Here is an 18,110-nt window from a genome sequence, read left to right on the forward strand (position 1 = left end):
CGTCAGTAGCCGAGCGGACCTGCCGGTTTGGCGTACCGCATCCGCACCGGCGCCGTGTAGCCCGCCAACTCGACGTCGTCACGGACCTCCTCGGAGTAGCCGAGCTGGAACCGCAGGACGTACTGCTTGTACAGGGTCACCAGGGGAGCGGCCGACAGCGCTGCCTTCATGGCCGCCGGATCCCCGACCGCGGTGACGACATACGGCGGGCTGTAGGTCCGATCATTGAGCAGCAGGGTGTTGCCCACGCACAGCGGTGCCGAGGTGGCGATGATGCGCTGGTCCTGCATCTGGACACCCTCGGCGCCGGCGCTCCACAGCGCGTTCAGCACCGCCTGGATGTCCTGCTGGTGGACCACCAAGTCATCCGGTGAGGCGTCGATGGGATAGCGGCCGTCGGCATCGCGCTGGGCGTCGTCGAGGGTGATGACCAGCCCGGGCCCGCGCAGGGGGTCCAGGCCGACCTGTTCGGCCAGAACATCGGAGCGGTGGGTGATGGCGGCCAGGGCGGCCTCGGCGCCGGGCGAGCCCCCGTGGTGGCTTTCCATGCCGGCCACCAGGGCGTCACGCTGTGCGGTCAGGCGGTCGACACCCGCGCTGGTCTCGCGGACCAGGTCGACAAGCCGGGGCGCGTCGCTGCGCCGGATCTCTGCGCCGTCGGCGACACCGTGGGTGGTGGACAGCAGCAGACCGGCGAACAGGCACACAATCGGCACCCCGAAGCGCCACAGCGACCGTTTGGGGGTCGGCGCTGCGTTAGGCTCGGAGTCCACTGCCTCGACCATCGTCTCCAAAGGTTAACCATGCCCAAGTCCAAAGTCCGTAAGAAGAACGACTTCACCATCAACCCGGTGAGTCGGACACCGGTCAAGGTCAAAGCCGGACCGTCGAGTGTGTGGTTCGTCGTTCTTTTCGTCGGTTTGATGCTCTTCGGGCTGTTCTGGTTGCTCGTCTTCCAGTTGGGTGCCACCGGATTGAACGCGCCCACGTGGCTGGGGTGGATGGCCGACCTGGGTCCGTGGAACTACGCGATCGCGTTTGCCTTCATGATCTCCGGGCTTTTGCTGACGATGCGGTGGCGCTGACGCCGAAGTCGTCCGGAATGAGCCGATTTGTGCATCACCGTGGTTATCCCGCCGGCAACCTGCTCGTAACCCAATCACACCGTTGTGATTCATCCCCATTGGGGATAGCGCCTGTGGATAACTTCAAAGCTCCCGGTAAGAGGGGGTTTTGAGCGAATGCAGCAAACTTTTTGGGCCCCGAAGAGTGCGGCCATCGCCTGGACCGGAATCGCTGGTCTCGCGATGGCAATTGTGGCTGTGACCGTGGTCACAGACGTGCCGGGACGTGTTCTCGGCATCGTTACCGCGATCGGTTTGCTGTTGTTTGCAACATTTTCGTGGCGCGCACGTCCAAAACTGGCAATCACCGAGACCGGCCTCCAGGTACGCGGCTGGCTGAGCACACGGGTCATCACGCGCGATGAGATCACCCAGATCCGGCTCACCGAGTTCCGTCGGTTGGCCCGCAAACAGCGGCTGTTGGAAATCGACACCACCGACGACCGGCTCCACATCTTCACCCGATGGGATCTGGGAACCAGTCCCGTCGAGGTGCTCGAGGCGCTGCGTTCCGCCGGTTACGCCCGCTGACCGACGCCCGCCTTCCCGGCGAGCGTGCGTGTCTGCGGCCCGACACACCGGCACACACCAAAAGAAAACGCACGCTCACCGAACATCGGCAAGCGTGCGCTTCGGGGACTCCGGGTCAGGAAATGGTGATGCTCTCGATCACGACGGGCTCGGTGGGCCGGTCACTGCGATCGGTCGCGGTCGTGGCGATCGCGTCGACGACCTTCTGCGACTCCGGATCGACGACCTCACCGAAGATGGTGTGCCGGCGGTTCAGGTGCGGGGTCTTGCCGACGGTGATGAAGAACTGCGAGCCGTTGGTGCCCGGTCCGGCGTTGGCCATGGCCAGCAGGTAGGGCTTGTCGAACTGCAGTTCGGGGTGGAACTCGTCGGCGAACTGATAGCCGGGGCCGCCACGACCGGTGCCGGTCGGGTCGCCGCCCTGGATCATGAAGCCGTCGATGACGCGGTGGAACACCGCGCCGTCGTAGAACGGTCCCGACGATCCGCCGGTGGCGTTCTCGGTGCTGTAATCCTTGGTGCCCTGCGCCAGACCGGTGAAGTTGGCGACGGTCTTGGGGGCGTGGTTGCCGAACAGGGCGATCTTGATGTCACCACGGTTGGTGTGCAGCGTCGCGGTCGCTGTCTGAATGGGGCTCGTCACGGATTTCAGTCTGCCACTCGGTCCCGTACCGCTGTCCACGGCCCCGCAGTTAGTGGCACGCTGTGGGGGACTTCCGGACAGCCCAGAGAGGTGGCCCATGAGCACCAACACCGACACACCGTTGACCCCGGCGCAACGCCTCGGCCGTGGTTTGAGGTACACCGTGGTGGGTCCCGTCGACATCACCCGCGGCACGGTCGGGCTCGGCGCGTCCTCGGCCGCCTCCGGCGTGTCCTGGCTCAACGCCCGGCTTCATCCTGCCCCACCCGCACCGCCGAAACGCCGGCCGCTGCTGTATCTGGTGATCGGCGCCGGTGTACTCGCCGTCGGTGCGGTGACGTTCTCGATCGTGCGCCGCTCGATGCGTCCGGAACCGTCGACGCTGCCGCCCAGCGTGGAGATCACCCCCAAACCCTGAGCCGCTCCGGAAAAGTCGGTGTATCACTTGTCGGATACACCGTGCGCGGAGAGGACCAGCATGAACACCGACATCGTGGCCCCGAAGATCCCCGATGGCGGGTCTCTGCCGTTCCCCCCGGTTCCGTCGGCCAGCGTGGCCGGCCGCACACTCGGCGAGTCCAGCTACGCGGCTCGCCCGGTGCCGCGCCGACTGCCTGCCGACGCGCCGAACATCGTCATCGTGCTGATCGACGACGCCGGGCCGGGGTTGCCCACCGCCTTCGGTGGTGAGGTGAACACCGCAACGCTCGACCGGATGTGCGCAGAAGGTGTGTCCTACAATCGTTTTCACACCACTGCGATGTGTTCGCCGACGCGCGCCTCGCTGCTGACCGGGCGCAACCACCACGAGATCGGCAACGGCCAGATCGCCGAGCTGGCCAATGACTGGGACGGCTACTCGGGCAAGATCCCCCGCTCGGCGGCGACGGTGGCCGAGGTACTCAAACAATACGGATACGCCACCTCCGCGTTCGGCAAGTGGCACAACACTCCGGCCGAGGAGACCACCGCGGCCGGACCATTCGAGAATTGGCCCACCGGTTTGGGTTTCGAGTATTTCTACGGCTTCCTGGCCGGTGAGGCATCGCAGTACGAACCGCACCTGGTGCGCAACACCACCGTCGTCGCACCGACCAAGACCGCCGAAGAGGGCTACCACCTGTCCGAGGATCTGGCCGATGATGCGATCGGCTGGCTACGGCGGCACAGGGCTTTCAATGCCGACAAGCCGTTCTTCATGTACTGGGCCAGCGGGTGCCTGCACGGTCCGCATCACATCATGAAGGAGTGGGCCGACAAGTATGCGGGCAAGTTCGACGACGGGTGGGATGCCTACCGCGAGCGGGTGTTCGAGCGGGCCAAGACCAAGGGCTGGATCCCGCAGGACTGCACGCTCACCGAGCGCGACGAGACACTGTCGGCCTGGGATGACATTCCCGAGGACGAGAAGCCCTTCCAGCGCCGCCTGATGGAGGTCGCGGCCGGGTATGCCGAGCATGTCGATGTCCAGGTCGGCCGGATCAGTGATGAGCTGGACGCCCTCGGCTACGGCGAGAACACGCTGTTTCTCTACATCTGGGGTGATAACGGGTCATCGGGGGAGGGCCAGAACGGGACCATCGCCGAACTCCTTGCCCAGAACGGCATTCCGACGACGGTGCGCCAACATATCGACGCTCTGGACGCCCTCGGTGGCCTCGATGTGCTGGGATCACCGTTGGTGGACAACCAGTATCACGCCGGGTGGGCGTGGGCGGGCAGCACACCGTACAAGGGGATGAAGTTGTTGGCCTCCCACCTCGGGGGCACGCGCAATCCGCTTGTCGCGCGGTGGCCCGCCCGGGTCACGGCCGATCCGGCGCCGCGCGATGTGTTCCTGCACTGCAACGACATCGTGCCGACAATCTACGAGCTGGTCGGTATCGAGCCGCCACGCACCGTGGCCGGCGAGCCCCAGATGCCCCTGGCCGGAGCGAGTTTCGCCCGGACGCTGGTCGACCGCGCCGCCGGGGGTGGGAAGCGAACCCAGTACTTCGAGATCATGGGCAGCCGCGCGATCTACGACGACGGCTGGTTGGCGTGTGCCAGGGGCCCGCGGCTGCCGTGGGTGCCCGGCGCGCCGCCGGGGATCGCGACGTGGACACCCGACCAGGACCGCTGGGAGCTCTACAACCTCGACGAGGACTGGTCCCAAGCCCACGATCTGGCCGACGCCGAGCCGCAGAAGCTGGCGCAGCTGCGCGAACTGTTCGCCATCGAGGCCGCGCGCAACGCGGTGCTGCCGATCGGCGGCGGGTTGTGGGTTCCGGTGTACCACCCGGAGCTGCGGATCACCCCGCCATATCGGGAGTGGACGTTCGCCGGGGACATGGTCCGGATGCCCGAGTTCTGCGCCCCCGCGCTGGGCAACAAGAACAACGTCGTGACCATCGATGTCGAGGTGCCGGCCGGCGGTAACGGAGTGCTCTACGCGTTGGGTGCCGCAGCGGGCGGGTTGACCTGTTACCTGGACGCCGGCCATCTCTGCTACGAGTACAACCTGTTCATCCTGATGCGGACCAAGGTGCGCTCGGCGCAGCCGATCTCAGCAGGCAGGCACACCATCGTCGTCACGACGAGCTACGCCGAGGAGCGTCCTGGCGGCCCACTGGACGTCACGTTGTCGGTCGACAGTGATGTGGTGGCCGCGGGCCGGGTTCCGGTGTCTGCGCCGCTGCTGTTCACCGCCAACGACTGTCTCGACATCGGGACCTGCCTGGGTTCACCGGTATCGCTGGATTACCGTGAGCGTGCCCCGTTCCCGTTCGAAGGGCATATTCGCCAGGTGCACGTGGCCTACTCGACCTAGTAGTAGGCGAAGCTGCATGTCGGCCGTGGTTCGGTGACGAACGAGACCAGGTTGTCGTCCATGATGATGGTGCAGATGAGTTCGGTGTCACCGCCGTCGGCGCGCACCGAGGACTGCACCTTGTCATAGACCGGGTACTGCTTCTCCCACGGCAGGGCCACGTTGGTCTCGGTCTGCTCGGGCTCGCCGTTGATCTGATAGGTGATCGTCACCGGTGCCGTGCCGCCGCGCACCTGCATGGTCGCGGTGCCGATAGGCGAACCCTCGGGCGTGGGGGAGGGGCGGGCCGTGGTCGTCTCGACGGTCGAGGTGGTCTGCGCCGACGTGCTGGACTCGGCAGCCGGGGCCGCCGTGGGGCGCCCGTCGGTGGAACCACAGCCCGCGAGGGCGGCGGTGACGAGCAATGCCCCGAACACACCGGTGATTCTCATGGACATGAGCGTAAGGCCGCGGGATGGGATGACGACTCACCAAAAGCGGAGCCCGTGGGCAGAAGAGAATTGTGGAGCCTAGGAGATTCGAACTCCTGACATCTGCCTTGCAAAGGCAGCGCTCTACCAACTGAGCTAAGGCCCCTTACGGGGTTATGCGGGCCGATCCTCGATGGTGTGCCAGACCTCGACACCGTGGCGGGACCGGTAGACGATCACCGCGACGGCTGTGACAACTGCCACCAACACCAACTTCATGGTGCATACCCTTCCGTGGGCCTAGGAGGACTCGAACCTCCGACCTCTTCGTTATCAGCGAAGCGCTCTAACCGCCTGAGCTATAGGCCCGTACAACCACCCGAAACGCACTGGCTGGCCGAGCGACGAGATTACCGTAAGCACTGCCCATCGCCCAAACCGCGAGGATCTGACGCCCGCGGCGGGCGTGCGATCAGTCCCTGTCGGCGAGGGTGACCTCGACGCCGCCGACCAGATCGGTGATCAGGTTGTAGATGAATGCACCGGCGGTCGCCATGGCAGTCAGCAGCACGATGTTGACCAGACCGATCAGCGTCGCACCACCGAAAATCGTTCCGCTGGAGATCAGTTCACCGCCACCTCCGCTGTCACTGGTGAGCAGGTCGCCGACATTGCTGTTCAGCTTGGTCCAGACACCCATCCCGCCGAGCACCAGGTACAGGAACGCCACGGCGATCATCCAGACGAAGAACATCACACCGGAGAGCACCAGCGAGACCTTCAGCGTGCTCCACGGGTCGATGCGGCGAATCTGCATGCTCGCGCGCACCGGACCCTGGTGCTTGCGCGCGCCGACCTGAACTCGTCCCGCCGGGGCCGCCGGACGGGAGTCACCGGAAGCCGGCGCCGGCGGGCGACCCTGACGGGCCGGTTGCCCGGACAGATCGGGTAACTCGCTGGCGTACTTCTCCGGCCGCTGTGCCTCGGTGCGCTGGCCTTCCTGACGGCTTTCCGGACGTTCCGGTGCCCTGGTCGCCACCACCTCGGTGTCCCGTGTGTCGCGGTTCTCCCGGGGTGGGTTCACCGCGGTGCCGGACAGGAACTGTCCGACCCGGGCGTCCGTGCCGGGGGAGCGCGTCGGCGGTCGCTGCGGCTCACCGGTGCGGTTGGACTCGGCGGGCCGGGCCTGCTCCGCGGGCCGTACCGGCTCGGTGGGGCGGGCGGGCTCGCCGGGTCGTTGCGGGTTGGCGGCCCGGGCGGCCGGACCGCGCTGCCAGGGCGGGACCTCGTTGGAGTCGGCGGCCTGTGACCGTCGGGCGGGGGTGGCGCCCTCGGGTTGTGACGCACCCGGGGTCCCGGACGGTGCCGGGTGTCCGGGCTCGTTCGGTGAGGTCACCTAGTGGCTCCTTGTCTCACGCCCGTGGCGGGCTGGCGGCGTCACGTTGCGTCGGTCTGGTCACCGTCGGAGGCCGACTCGACCGTCTCATCGGCGTCCACTTCGGACTCCGACTCCTCGCCCGCTTCGGCGTTCCGCGCAATCGCAATCAGTGTGTCGCCCTCACCGAGGTTCATCAAGCGGACCCCCTTGGTCTGCCGGCCCGCCTTGCGCACCTGTTGTGCGGCGGTCCGGATGACACCTCCGCCCGAGGTGATGGCATACAGCTCCGTCTCGTCGTCGACGATCAGCGCTCCCACCAGACTGCCACGCTTGGGGTCGTACTGGATCGTGAGGATGCCCTTGCCGCCGCGGCCCTGCGCGGTGTATTCGTCGATCGCCGTGCGCTTGGCATATCCGCCCGCGGTGGCCACCAACAGGTACTTGTCGGTCTCGACCACGTTGAGCGACAGCAGTCGGTCGTCCTCCTTGAACCGCATGCCCTGCACACCCGAGGTCGCCCGGCCCATGGGTCGCAGCGCCTCGTCGGTGGCCGAGAAGCGGATGGACTGACCCTTCGCGCTGACCAGCAGCAGGTCGTCCTCGGCCGAGCAGAGCACGGCACCGACCAGTTCGTCACCGTCGCGCAGGTTCACCGCGACGATGCCGCCGGAGCGGTTGGAGTCGAAGTCGCTCAGCTTGGACTTCTTGACCAGCCCGTTGCGGGTGGCCAGCACCAGGTACGGCGCATCCTCGTAGGTCTGCAGCTGGATGACCTGGGCGATGCGTTCCTCGGGCTGGAAGGCCAGCAGGTTGGCCACATGCTGACCGCGTGCGGTGCGCGAGGCCTCCGGCAGCTCGTAGGCCTTGGCCCGGTACACCCGACCCTGGGTGGTGAAGAACAGGATCCAGTCGTGGGTCGAGCAGACGAAGAAGTGGTTGACGATGTCGTCCTGCTTGAGCCCGGCGCCCTGCACACCCTTACCGCCGCGCTTCTGGCTGCGGTACAGATCGGTCTTGGTGCGCTTGGCATAGCCGGTCTCGGTGATGGTGACCACCACGTCCTCGCGGGCGATCAGGTCCTCGTCGCTGACCTCGCCGTCGGCGGGCACGATGCGCGAGCGCCGGTCGTCGCCGTACTTGTCGGCGATCTCCTTGAGCTCGTCGCGGACGATGGCACGCTGCCGTTCCGGCTTGGCCAGGATGTCCTCGAGGTCGGCGATCTCGGCCTCGATCTTGGCCAGATCGTCGACGATGCGTTGCCGCTCGAGCGCGGCCAGGCGGCGCAGCTGCATGTCGAGGATGGCCTGGGCCTGGATCTCGTCGACATCCAGCAGCTCGATGAGGCCCTGGCGAGCGATATCGGCGTTGGCCGAGGCCCGGATCAAGGCGATGACCTCGTCGAGGGCATCGAGGGCCTTGACCAGACCGCGCAGGATGTGGGCCCGCTCGTTGGCCTTGCGCAACCGGTAGCGGGTGCGCCGGTTGATGACGTCGAGTTGGTGTTCGACGTAGTAGCGGATCATCTGGTCCAGGCGCAGGGTGCGCGGCACCCCGTCGACGATGGACAGCATGTTCGCACCGAAGCTGGTCTGCAGCTGGGTGTGCTTGTAGAGGTTGTTCAGCACGACCTTGGCGACGGCATCGCGCTTGAGCTCCACCACGATTCGCAGGCCGACGCGGTCGCTGGACTGGTCCTCGATATTGGAGATGCCGGTCAGCTTGGCGTCACGCACCTGCTCGGCGATAGAGGTGATGAAGTTGTCGTGGTTGACCTGATACGGCAACTCGGTGATGACGATCGAGGTGCGCCCGCGCGAATCCTCTTCGATCTCGACGACACCGCGCATCCGGATCGATCCGCGTCCGGTGGTGTAGGTGTCGTTGATCCCTTGGGATCCCACGATCAGGCCGGAGGTCGGGAAGTCCGGACCCTTGACCCGTTCACAGCACGCGGCCAGCGTCGCCTCTTCGTCGGCCTCGTGATTTTCCAGGCACCAGTAGACGGCCTCGGCGAGCTCGCGCAGGTTGTGCGGCGGGATGTTGGTGGCCATACCGACGGCGATACCGCCCGAACCGTTGGCCAGCAGGTTGGGAAACCGGCTGGGCAGCACGGTCGGCTCTTGCACGCGACCGTCGTAGTTCGGGATGAAATCGACTGTCTCCTCGTCGATTTCACGCAGCATCTCCATGGCCAGCGGGGTCAGCCGCGCCTCGGTGTACCGCATGGCGGCCGGCGGATCATTACCGGGCGAGCCGAAGTTGCCCTGACCGTCGACCAATGGGTAACGCAGCGACCACGGCTGGGCCATCCGGACCAGGGTGTCGTAGATCGACGAGTCACCGTGCGGGTGATAGTTACCCATCGTCTCGGCAACCGAACGCGCGGACTTCGCGTGCCCGCGGTCGGGCCGGAACCCGGAGTCGAACATGGCGTAGAGCACGCGGCGGTGCACCGGCTTGAGGCCGTCGCGGACCTCCGGCAGCGCGCGGCCCACGATGACGCTCATCGCATAGTCGATATAGCTGCGCTGCATCTCCTGCTGGATATCGACAGGTTCGATGCGGTCGGTGGTTGCGCCGTCGTCACCAGGCGGCAGGGTGGTATCAGTCATCTATGGTTCCTAAACCTGGTATTCCTGGTTAAACGTCAAGGAAGCGAACGTCTTTGGCATTACGGGTGATGAAGCTGCGGCGTGCCTCGACGTCCTCGCCCATCAGAATGGAGAACAGCTCATCGGCCGCGGCTGCGTCATCGAGGGTCACCTGCCGCAGCACCCGCACGCTGGGATCCATGGTGGTTTCCCACAGTTCCTTGGCGTCCATCTCACCCAGACCCTTGTACCGCTGGATACCGTCTTCGGGGTTGATGCGCTTACCGGCCGCGCGACCGGCCTCGAGCAGACCGTCGCGCTCCCGGTCGGAGTAGGCGAACTCCGGCTCGCTGCGCTGCCACTTCAGCTTGTACAGCGGCGGCTGAGCCAAGAAGATATGACCGTTCTCGACAAGCGGTTTCATGAATCGGAACAACAGGGTCAGCAGCAGCGTCGAGATGTGCTGGCCGTCGACATCGGCGTCGGCCATCAGCACGATCTTGTGATAGCGCAGCTTGGCCAGGTCGAACTCGTCGTGGATGCCGGTGCCCAGCGCGGTGATGATGGCCTGCACTTCGGTGTTCTTCAACACCCGGTCGATACGCGCCTTCTCGACGTTGATGATCTTGCCGCGCAGCGGGAGGATCGCCTGGAACATCGAATCGCGACCACTCTTGGCCGAGCCACCGGCCGAATCACCCTCCACCACATACAGTTCGGACTTGCTGGGATCGGTGGAGCGGCAGTCGGCGAGCTTGCCGGGCAGTCCGCCGATATCGGTCGCACTCTTGCGCCGGACCAGTTCACGTGCCTTGCGTGCGGCGATACGCGCCTGAGCCGACGAGACCGCCTTGTTCACAACGGTTTTGGCCTCGGCAGGGTTGGCGTCGAACCAGTGCTGGAGCTCTTCGTTGCAGATCTTCTGGACGAAGGACTTCACCTCGGTATTGCCGAGCTTGGTCTTGGTCTGACCTTCGAACTGCGGCTGGGAGACCTTCACCGAGATGACCGCGGCCAGACCCTCACGGATATCGTCGCCGGTGAGGTTCGGGTCTTTCTCCTTGAGCAGCTTCTTGTCCTTGGCGTACTTGTTGACCACCGTGGTCAGTGCCGCCCGGAAACCCTCTTCGTGGGTGCCGCCCTCGTGGGTGTTGATGGTGTTGGCGAAGGTGTGCACCGATTCGGAGTATCCGGCGTTCCACTGCATCGCGATCTCGACCTCGTGCCCGGGACCCTTGCCCTCGAAGTCGATGACGCTGGGTTGGATCGCGGTCTTGGTGCGGTTGATGTGCTTGACGAAATCGACGAGGCCGCCGGGGTAGTGGAACACCCGGTGCTTCACCTTCTGCGGCGCGGCGTGTTCGGCGGCCTTCTCCTCGGCGGATTTCGGCGCTTCGGCGTGGTCGCTGACCACCTCGTCGACGACCTCTTCGGGTGCGACGCGCTCGTCGGTGAGTTCGATGGTCAGGCCCTTGTTGAGGAAGGCCATTTCCTGGAGCCGTCGCGCAATGGTCTCGAAGTCATAGGTGGTGGTCTCGAAGATGTCCGGGTCGGCCCAGAATCGGATCGTCGTACCGGTCTTCTTGGAGGGCCCGCCCTGGCGCAGGGTGCCCGGCACCGAGCGGTCATAGCTCTGGTGCCATTCGAAGCCGTCCTTGTGGATATCGGCCTCGAGCCTGGTCGACAGCGCATTCACCACGGACACGCCGACGCCGTGCAGACCGCCGGATACCTGGTAGGCGCCCTCCTCGAACTTGCCACCGGCGTGCAGCACGGTCATCACGACGTCGACGGTGGGGATGCCGGTGGAGTGCATCGCGACGGGAATGCCGCGGCCGTCATCGGTGACCTGAACGCCGCCGTCCTCGAGGATGCGGACGTCGACCTTGGTCGCGAATCCCGCCATCGCCTCATCGACGGCGTTGTCGACGACCTCCCAGATCAAGTGGTGCAGACCGCGCTCTCCGGTGGAGCCGATGTACATACCCGGCCGCTTGCGGACTGCTTCCAGGCCTTCGAGTACCTTGATCGAGTCGGCGCCGTATTCGGCCGGGGCATTCTTGTCTTGGGCAGCCACGTTGGACGCGTCTCCTTGGGGTTGCGCGCAGGTGGTTCTGTCACCGCCTGCAAAAGCTCCCCACAGTCTACCGCGACATACCGTCAGGACTGACTCTGCGCCGGTGTTTCCAGCCAGCTATCTGCGCCGTGCACGGAATTTCCGGCCCATCGGAAAGTCAGGACGCTCCAGACCCTTGATTTCTGGCGTCTCGACGTTCTCAGTCGACGGTGCCGAGCGTGCGCGAACTCGGCCGGAAGCCCGCGCGTCGGGCCGCAGACACGCACACTCGCCGGAATGGGGACTAGCCGTAGGTGTCGCGGGGGCCGCGGCCGGGCACGTTGAGCTTGCCTTTTCGCCAGGACGGCGCCGTCGGGCCCTGGATCTTCAGTGATGTCACGATCCCGTCGCCGACCGCCGCGGCGATCTTGGCCAACAACTGCGCCTGCACCATGCGCAGCTGCGTCGCCCAGGCCGTCGACTCGGCCGACACCGTCAACACACCGTCGCGCAGACCGGTCGGGATCGCGTGGTCGGCGATCTGATCGCCGACCACCGTCGTCCACTGGCCGAGCACCGCGCCCTCGGCGACCTGTCTGGTCCAGCCCCTCGAGCGGGCCAGATCACGAGTGGCGGCGCTGAAGGTCTGGGGGTCGCGGGCGTCGGGGCCCGGTCCCGACCAGCGGCGCCGGCCCGCCCCCGCCGGTTTTCGGGCGGCCGGCGCGGTGCGCCCGCGGCCGACATCCTTGCCCTGACTGCGTGCCGCGCCGCGGGCCTCCTCGAGTGCCCGGCGCACCATGTCCATGCCCGGCAGGCCCTCGAGGTGCTCTGGCGGTCCGTCCGACCGATCGTCTTGGTCGTTCACGTGATCACCTCCGACACCCTGCCTCCGTCGGCATCTCGCATCGTCACTTCCATCCGGCGGACATCCCAATCTGGCGGTAGATCCTCCGGGACAGCGGCGGTGACCAACACCTGCTCGGCCGAGCCGGCCACCTTGGCCAGGGCCCGACGGCGCGCACTGTCCAATTCGGCGAAGACATCGTCGAGCAACAGCACCGGGTCGGTGCCCTCGGATCGCAACAACTCATATGAAGCCAGCCGCAAACCCAATGCCATGGACCACGATTCACCGTGGCTGGCGAATCCTTTGGCCGGCTGATCGCCGAGTCGCAGCTCGAGGTCGTCACGGTGCGGTCCCACCAGGCAGACACCGCGTTCGAGCTCCGCGCTGCGCTTACGCCCGCATTCCTCGAGCAGTGCCGCCTCGTAGACCGTCGGGTCGACCGTGCCGTTTCCGGCCTCGGTTTCCACGACCTGCACGCCGCTGCGGTAGCCGATGGCCGCCGGTCGCGAGGCGGGCGCCAGCAACTGATAGGCCTTCTCCACCTCGGGGCCGAGCTGGTTGACAAGGTCCACGCGAGCCGAGATCAGCTGCGCGCCATGGGAAGCCAGGTGACCGTCCCAGATCTCGAGGGTGTCCAGGACGCTGGTGTCGCCGCGGTGGCGAGCAGGCCCTGCGGTCTTGAGCAACGCGGTGCGTTGGCGCAACACCTTGTCGTAATCGGCGCGCACCCCCGCGATCCGCGGTCGCAGCGAGGTCGCCACCTCGTCGAGAAAGCGACGCCGCTCCGATGGGTCGCCCCGCACCAACGCCAGATCCTCCGGTGCGAACAACACCGCGCGCAACACCCCGAGGATCTCCCTGGGGCTGCGCACCGGCGATCTGTTCAGCCGAGCCTTGTTGGCACGGCCGGTGGTGACCTCGAGATCGACGGCCAGCTCGCGACCATCGTTGACCACGACCGTCGACACCACGGCGCGATCGGCGCCCGCACGAATCAGCGGCGCATCGGTCGATACGCGATGTGAGCCCAGCGTCGCCGAATACCAGAGGGCTTCAAGGAGATTCGTCTTACCGAAGCCATTGGGTGCGACGAACACCGTGTGGCCGGGCTGCAGGTCGATCTCGGCCCGTGGCCACGACCTGAAGTCCGTCAATCCCAGATGCCGTACGTACAAAGCTATCCGGATTCCGAGATGCGCTTGACCGCATGTCCACCGAACTGGTTGCGCAGTGCGGCAACCGCTTTCATGGTGGGGGAGTCCTCCTGGCGGGAGAGGAACCGAGCGAACAGCGACGCCGCGATACTGGGTACCGGCACCCGGAGGCGGATCGCCTCTTCCACCGTCCAGCGGCCCTCACCCGAATCATCGGTGTAGCCGCTGATATTGGCCAGCTCGGGATCCTCTTTGAGCGCCTTGGCCAGCAGTTGCTGCAGCCACGACCGGACGACGGTGCCGTTGGTCCAGGCCTGATACACGGCTTGGGGATCACGCACCAGATCCTCGGCGGCCAGCATTTCGTAACCTTCTGCATAGGCCGTCATCAACGCGTACTCGACACCGTTGTGCACCATCTTGGTGAAATGGCCTGCTCCGACGGGACCGGCATGGACGAATCCGTCGGCGATATCGCCGGCCGGGCGCAGGGTGTCGAAGATCGGCATGGCCCGCGCGATGTCCTCGTCACTGCCACCGACCATCAGCCCGTAGCCTTCGGTCAAACCCCAGATGCCACCCGAGACACCGGCATCGATGAAGGAAATTCCCTTCTGGCCCAACAGATCTGCGTGCGGTCGATCCTCGGTGTACCGGGAGTTTCCGCCGTCGATCACCAGGTCACCGGGGGAGAGCACATCGGCGAGCTCGGCGATCGTCTGCCGGGTGACCTCACCGGAGGGCACCATCACCCACACCGTGCGCGGCGCTGCCAACGACTCGGCCAATGCCGCCAACGTCGGGACATCGGTGACCTCGGGGCGCGGATCGAAACCGATGACCTCGTGGCCTCCGGCACGCAGGCGCTCCCGCATGTTGAAGCCCATCTTGCCAAGACCGATCAAGCCCAGCTGCATCGCACGTACCTCCTTGGGCCGGTCAGCCAGGGAGCCGCACCGGCATCAACAAATAGACGTAGTCGGTCTGTGCCGCCGGGAACGGCCCGGTGGCATCTACATCGTTTCCAGTGTCCCCCGCCGGACGCAGAACCGCGGGACGGCTCGGTGTCGTGAAACCGAACGTCACCCGCTCCGAGTGCAGCGATCCCAGACCATCGGTGAGGTAGGTCGGGTTGAAGGCGATGGTCAGCGGCTCACCGACGAACTCGACCTGCAGGTCCTCTTCGGCACGGCCGACATCGTCGGCACCGGCGGACAATCGCAACCCGTCGACGCTGAATTCCATCCGGACCTGGGCACCGCGGTCGGCGACCAGGGCCACACGCTTGATCGCTTCGGTCAGTTCGGCCACCCCGACGGTCGCGATGGCGGTGTGCTCGGAGGGCAGCAACTGACGGAATTTCGGGAACTCGGCGTCCAGAAGTCGCGTCGTGGTGCGCTTGCCGTTGCTGCGGATACCGAGCAGCCCCTCCTTGCCGACGGCCGCGCCGGCACCCAGCGCAAGATGCACCTCGGTGCCGTCGGTGCCGGTCTTGGCTGCTTCGGACAACGTCTTCGCCGGCACCAGGACCGCAGCTTCGACTCCCGCCGAATCGGTCGACCAGGTCAGCTCGCGGACGGCCAGCCGGAACCGGTCGGTGGCCGCCAAAACGACCTTGTCGCCGGAAATCTCGACGCGGATGCCGGTCAGCATCGGCAGCGTGTCGTCACGGCCGGCAGCGACCGCGACCTGGCTGATCGCCTGGCCGAACAGGTCGGCCGAAACCACACCGGTTTCGTCGGGCAGCGCCGGCAGCGACGGGTAGTCCTCGACGGCCATGGTGGGCAGTGAGAACCGCGCGCTCCCGCAGGTCAGCGCGACTCGAGTGCCCTCCACGGTGACGTCGACGGGTTTGGCCGGCAGTGACCGGGTGATGTCGGAAAGCAACCGCCCGGACACCAAAACGCTTCCCGGAGAAGCGATTTCAGCGGCCACGCGCACCTCTGCGGAGGTCTCGTAGTCATAACCGGAGATGGTAAGGCCGTCATCGGAGCCGGTCAGCAGTACTCCCGCCAGTACCGGCACGGTCGGCCGGCTGGGCAGACTGCGGGCGACCCATGCCACGGCGTCGGCGAAATCCTCGCGTACCAGACGGAACTTTAAATCGGTGAGACCAACATTCGTCGTCACCACGTCCATAACGTCCCTTCGATCTACCGCGTCAAACGAGCATCAACCAGCGGATTCCCCGTGTACCCACCGAGCGTAGTCGCGATCTGACCCGCGACCGCAGGAGGGCGTATCGAATCACCACCGTAGAGCGTCGGCGGCGAACTTGAAAGCGATTCGCTCGGCGCCGACGGGACGGTGCCGAACCGCACGGAGGTGGGTGTTGATGCTCTGTCCCCACCGGCCTGTTTTCAGAAGATGAATCTCTAGAGATAAAAGCAACAGTATTAGGGGCTGTGCATTCTGTGGATGAACCCTGACAGTCGCTGGTCACCGGGCTCGAGGGCATGTGGGCAGATTGTGGAGGACCGGGCGGGTCGGCAGTGGACGAATGTGGAGAACATCCCGGGTGTGTAGTGGACGGGGGGTTGCCACGAGGTTTCTCCCAAGTTGTCCACAGGTGCGTCCACATCGTTCGGCTGTGATTCGGCGGACAGATGTGACAAAAGTTTTTCGGATCTGGGCGACCCATTACGGCGTTTCGTGCGCGTGTCGCGGGTACGACAAAGCTCGCCGGTGACACGGCGAAGGGTCTGCAAGGGCGGAATCAGCGCTTGGAGCGCTGCCGGATCCGGGTGGTGAGTTCCTTGACGTGATCGAAGATTTCGCGTCGTTCGGCCATGCCGTCGCGAATCTTGCGCTCGGCGTACATCACAGTGGTGTGGTCACGACCGAATGCTTCGCCGATGCGCGGTAGGGAGAGGTCGGTGAGCTCACGGCACAGATACATGGCGATCTGGCGGGCCTGTGCCAATGCACGGGTCTTACCCGGCCCCCGCAGCTCCTCGACCGATGTCTCGAAGTATTCGGCGGTGGCCGCCATGATCGTGGCTGTGCTGATCTGCATGGTGCCGGCATCGGCGATCAGATCACGCAGGACGATCTCGGCAAGCGATTTGTCGATCGTGGTCTTGCTCAGCGAGGCGAATGCCGTCACCCGGATCAGGGCGCCCTCGAGCTCGCGGATATTGCGCTCGATGCGGCTGGCGATGAGTTCCAGGACGTCATCGGGCACATCGAGGCGGTCCATCTGCGCCTTCTTGCGCAGGATCGCGATCCGGGTCTCCAGCTCGGGGGGCTGGACGTCGGTGATCAGACCCCATTCGAAACGTGTCCGGAGGCGGTCCTCGAGCGTCGCGAGCTGCTTGGGTGATCGATCCGAAGAGATGACGATCTGCTTGTTCGCGTTGTGCAGCGTGTTGAAGGTATGGAAGAACTCTTCCTGGATGCCGTCTTTACCCTCGATGAACTGGATGTCGTCGACCAGGAGGATGTCGACATCGCGATAGCTGCGCTTGAACGAGGCCTTGCGGTCGTCGCGCAGCGAGTTGATGAAGTCGTTGGTGAATTCCTCGGTGGAGACGTACTTCACCCGCATGCCGGGGAAGAGACGTTGGGCATAGTTGCCTGCGGCGTGCAGGAGATGTGTCTTGCCCAACCCGGATTCACCCCAGATGAACAGCGGGTTGTAGGCACGCGCCGGTGCCTCGGAAATGGCGAGCGTCGCGGCGTGGGCGAACCGGTTGGACGAGCCGATGACGAACGTCTCGAAGGTGTAGCGCCGGTTCAGCGTGACGGAGTTCGCGGCCTCCGGGGCCGGGGTCTGCGATCGTTTGAAGAACGTCGGCCAGCTGGCCTCGGCGCTTTCGATCGCGGCCAGATCGTCGTCGACCTCTTCGGTGTCCGCGGAATCCTGCGGAGTCTCGGGCTCGGTGTCGGTGTCGTCGTCGGGCGGGGGAGTGGCGATGCGGACACCGAGTTCGACTCGCTGTCCGAGCTGCCGACTGAGCGCCGCGATGATCGGCTCGCGAAGTCCGCGTTCGATCTCGTTCTGCACGAACGCCGTCGGCACCGAGAGCAGCGCGAACCCCTCGGTGATGACCAGCGGGCGGACCAGTTTCAGCCAGGCACGTTGCTGTGCGGTGAGGGTGGATTCGCGGGGTCCGCCGTTGACGGTCTCACCGAACGGGGTTTCACCGTTGAGCTCGGCGACGACGTTGTTCCATACCGTGACGAAGGAGGAGTCTGGGTCCGCGGTCAACGACGCCTCCCCCTTTTTTCGGATTCCTCGGGACTTCCCGGGGGCGACAGTAACAAACCATCCACATAGTTATCCACAGCCTGTGGAAAGCGCGCATGAGCTGCTGTCGCATTAAGTTGCGGCGTGGATGCCTGGTGTCGGAGCTCGGCACATCCCGTTCGATCGGTCTGTGGGCTCGCGGCCGGTGGTCGTCCCCGCTCTATGTCCGGCGCCGCCTCAGGTACGAAACGGCTCTGGCAGAAGCTAACAGTTTTCTCTCGGAGTGCCAACCGTTCGGCAACATTGCCGGCGTGATCTCTTGCGGCCGTGGATCGTCAGGGGCAGATGTGACTTCTGGGTTCGATGATGCGCAGTTCG

General features: G+C 65.5%; 15 protein-coding genes and 2 tRNA genes. 4 read left to right on the top strand and 13 right to left on the bottom strand.

Annotated features, from left to right (window positions below):
* Window positions 1–2: 2 nt before the first annotated feature.
* On the bottom strand, window positions 3–785 hold the full coding sequence (locus FBY28_RS13960) for a DUF881 domain-containing protein (protein ID WP_141867684.1): 783 nt from the start codon (window positions 783–785) through the stop codon (window positions 3–5).
* Window positions 786–803: 18 nt separating this feature from the next.
* Between FBY28_RS13960 and crgA the strand changes: the two genes are divergently transcribed.
* Both crgA and FBY28_RS13970 read left to right on the top strand, forming a co-directional pair.
* On the top strand, window positions 804–1,085 hold the full coding sequence (gene crgA, locus FBY28_RS13965) for a cell division protein CrgA (protein WP_019512796.1): 282 nt from the start codon (window positions 804–806) through the stop codon (window positions 1,083–1,085).
* A 237-nt stretch (window positions 1,086–1,322) separates the two neighbouring features.
* Window positions 1,323–1,655, top strand: coding sequence for a PH domain-containing protein (locus FBY28_RS13970; RefSeq protein ID WP_216847682.1), 333 nt, complete (start codon window positions 1,323–1,325; stop codon window positions 1,653–1,655).
* A 115-nt stretch (window positions 1,656–1,770) separates the two neighbouring features.
* On the opposite strand, the gene FBY28_RS13975 is transcribed toward FBY28_RS13970, so the two are convergent.
* Window positions 1,771–2,307, bottom strand: coding sequence for a peptidylprolyl isomerase (locus tag FBY28_RS13975; RefSeq protein ID WP_174241837.1), 537 nt, complete (start codon window positions 2,305–2,307; stop codon window positions 1,771–1,773).
* A gap of 88 nt (window positions 2,308–2,395) precedes the next feature.
* Here FBY28_RS13975 and cwsA point away from each other — a divergent pair, with 88 nt between their 5' ends.
* Together cwsA and FBY28_RS13985 are read left to right on the top strand one after the other, a co-directional pair.
* Window positions 2,396–2,716 (top strand): cell wall synthesis protein CwsA, encoded by a 321-nt coding sequence (gene cwsA, locus FBY28_RS13980; protein ID WP_141867689.1) that lies wholly within the window; start codon window positions 2,396–2,398, stop codon window positions 2,714–2,716.
* 60 nt (window positions 2,717–2,776) lie between these two features.
* Window positions 2,777–5,107: an arylsulfatase gene (locus FBY28_RS13985; protein ID WP_141867691.1), complete on the top strand. Its 2,331-nt coding sequence runs from the start codon at window positions 2,777–2,779 to the stop codon at window positions 5,105–5,107.
* Here the strand turns inward: FBY28_RS13985 and FBY28_RS13990 are convergent.
* The 11 genes from FBY28_RS13990 to dnaA all read right to left on the bottom strand — a co-directional run bounded on the left by FBY28_RS13990 (window position 5,104) and on the right by dnaA (window position 17,753).
* The gene (locus FBY28_RS13990) at window positions 5,104–5,538 is read right to left on the bottom strand and encodes a hypothetical protein (RefSeq protein ID WP_141867693.1); all 435 of its coding nucleotides are present in this window, start codon (window positions 5,536–5,538) and stop codon (window positions 5,104–5,106) included. The genes FBY28_RS13985 and FBY28_RS13990 overlap by 4 nt on opposite strands.
* A 72-nt stretch (window positions 5,539–5,610) precedes the next feature.
* Window positions 5,611–5,683, bottom strand: a tRNA-Ala gene (locus tag FBY28_RS13995).
* 129 nt (window positions 5,684–5,812) lie between these two features.
* Window positions 5,813–5,886, bottom strand: a tRNA-Ile gene (locus tag FBY28_RS14000).
* A 103-nt stretch (window positions 5,887–5,989) separates the two neighbouring features.
* Window positions 5,990–6,913, bottom strand: coding sequence for a DUF3566 domain-containing protein (locus FBY28_RS14005; RefSeq protein ID WP_141867695.1), 924 nt, complete (start codon window positions 6,911–6,913; stop codon window positions 5,990–5,992).
* Between the two features lie 41 nt (window positions 6,914–6,954).
* A complete protein-coding gene (gyrA, locus tag FBY28_RS14010; protein WP_019511950.1) occupies window positions 6,955–9,507 on the bottom strand; it encodes a DNA gyrase subunit A in 2,553 nt (850 codons plus the stop codon).
* A 28-nt stretch (window positions 9,508–9,535) separates the two neighbouring features.
* Window positions 9,536–11,563, bottom strand: a complete 2,028-nt coding sequence (gene gyrB, locus FBY28_RS14015) for a DNA topoisomerase (ATP-hydrolyzing) subunit B (protein WP_141867697.1) — start codon at window positions 11,561–11,563, stop codon at window positions 9,536–9,538.
* A 283-nt stretch (window positions 11,564–11,846) separates the two neighbouring features.
* On the bottom strand, window positions 11,847–12,407 hold the full coding sequence (locus FBY28_RS14020; protein WP_141867699.1) for a DUF721 family protein: 561 nt from the start codon (window positions 12,405–12,407) through the stop codon (window positions 11,847–11,849).
* Complete coding sequence (gene recF, locus FBY28_RS14025; RefSeq protein ID WP_141867701.1) at window positions 12,404–13,564, bottom strand: DNA replication/repair protein RecF; 1,161 nt, start codon at window positions 13,562–13,564, stop codon at window positions 12,404–12,406. The genes FBY28_RS14020 and recF overlap by 4 nt, the downstream gene beginning before the upstream one ends.
* A 2-nt stretch (window positions 13,565–13,566) precedes the next feature.
* Window positions 13,567–14,490: a phosphogluconate dehydrogenase (NAD(+)-dependent, decarboxylating) gene (gnd, locus tag FBY28_RS14030; RefSeq protein WP_286178498.1), complete on the bottom strand. Its 924-nt coding sequence runs from the start codon at window positions 14,488–14,490 to the stop codon at window positions 13,567–13,569.
* Window positions 14,483–15,673: a DNA polymerase III subunit beta gene (gene dnaN / locus FBY28_RS14035; RefSeq protein ID WP_286178057.1), complete on the bottom strand. Its 1,191-nt coding sequence runs from the start codon at window positions 15,671–15,673 to the stop codon at window positions 14,483–14,485. Before dnaN ends, gnd begins: the two co-directional genes overlap by 8 nt.
* A gap of 586 nt (window positions 15,674–16,259) precedes the next feature.
* A complete protein-coding gene (gene dnaA, locus FBY28_RS14040; protein ID WP_141867707.1) occupies window positions 16,260–17,753 on the bottom strand; it encodes a chromosomal replication initiator protein DnaA in 1,494 nt (497 codons plus the stop codon).
* Window positions 17,754–18,110: the final 357 nt, after the last annotated feature.

The organism is Arthrobacter sp. SLBN-53 (genome assembly GCF_006715585.1).
GTDB lineage: Bacteria > Actinomycetota > Actinomycetes > Mycobacteriales > Mycobacteriaceae > Mycobacterium > Mycobacterium neoaurum_A.

Bases quoted from the DNA above. Each gene is read 5' to 3' on its own strand.
- FBY28_RS13960 (WP_141867684.1), bottom strand. From the start codon at position 785: ATGGTCGAGGCAGTGGACTCCGAGCCTAACGCAGCGCCGACCCCCAAA.
- crgA (WP_019512796.1), top strand. From the start codon at position 804: ATGCCCAAGTCCAAAGTCCGTAAGAAGAACGACTTCACCATCAACCCG.
- cwsA (WP_141867689.1), top strand. From the start codon at position 2,396: ATGAGCACCAACACCGACACACCGTTGACCCCGGCGCAACGCCTCGGC.
- FBY28_RS13985 (WP_141867691.1), top strand. From the start codon at position 2,777: ATGAACACCGACATCGTGGCCCCGAAGATCCCCGATGGCGGGTCTCTG.
- FBY28_RS13990 (WP_141867693.1), bottom strand. From the start codon at position 5,538: ATGAGAATCACCGGTGTGTTCGGGGCATTGCTCGTCACCGCCGCCCTC.
- gyrA (WP_019511950.1), bottom strand. From the start codon at position 9,507: ATGACTGATACCACCCTGCCGCCTGGTGACGACGGCGCAACCACCGAC.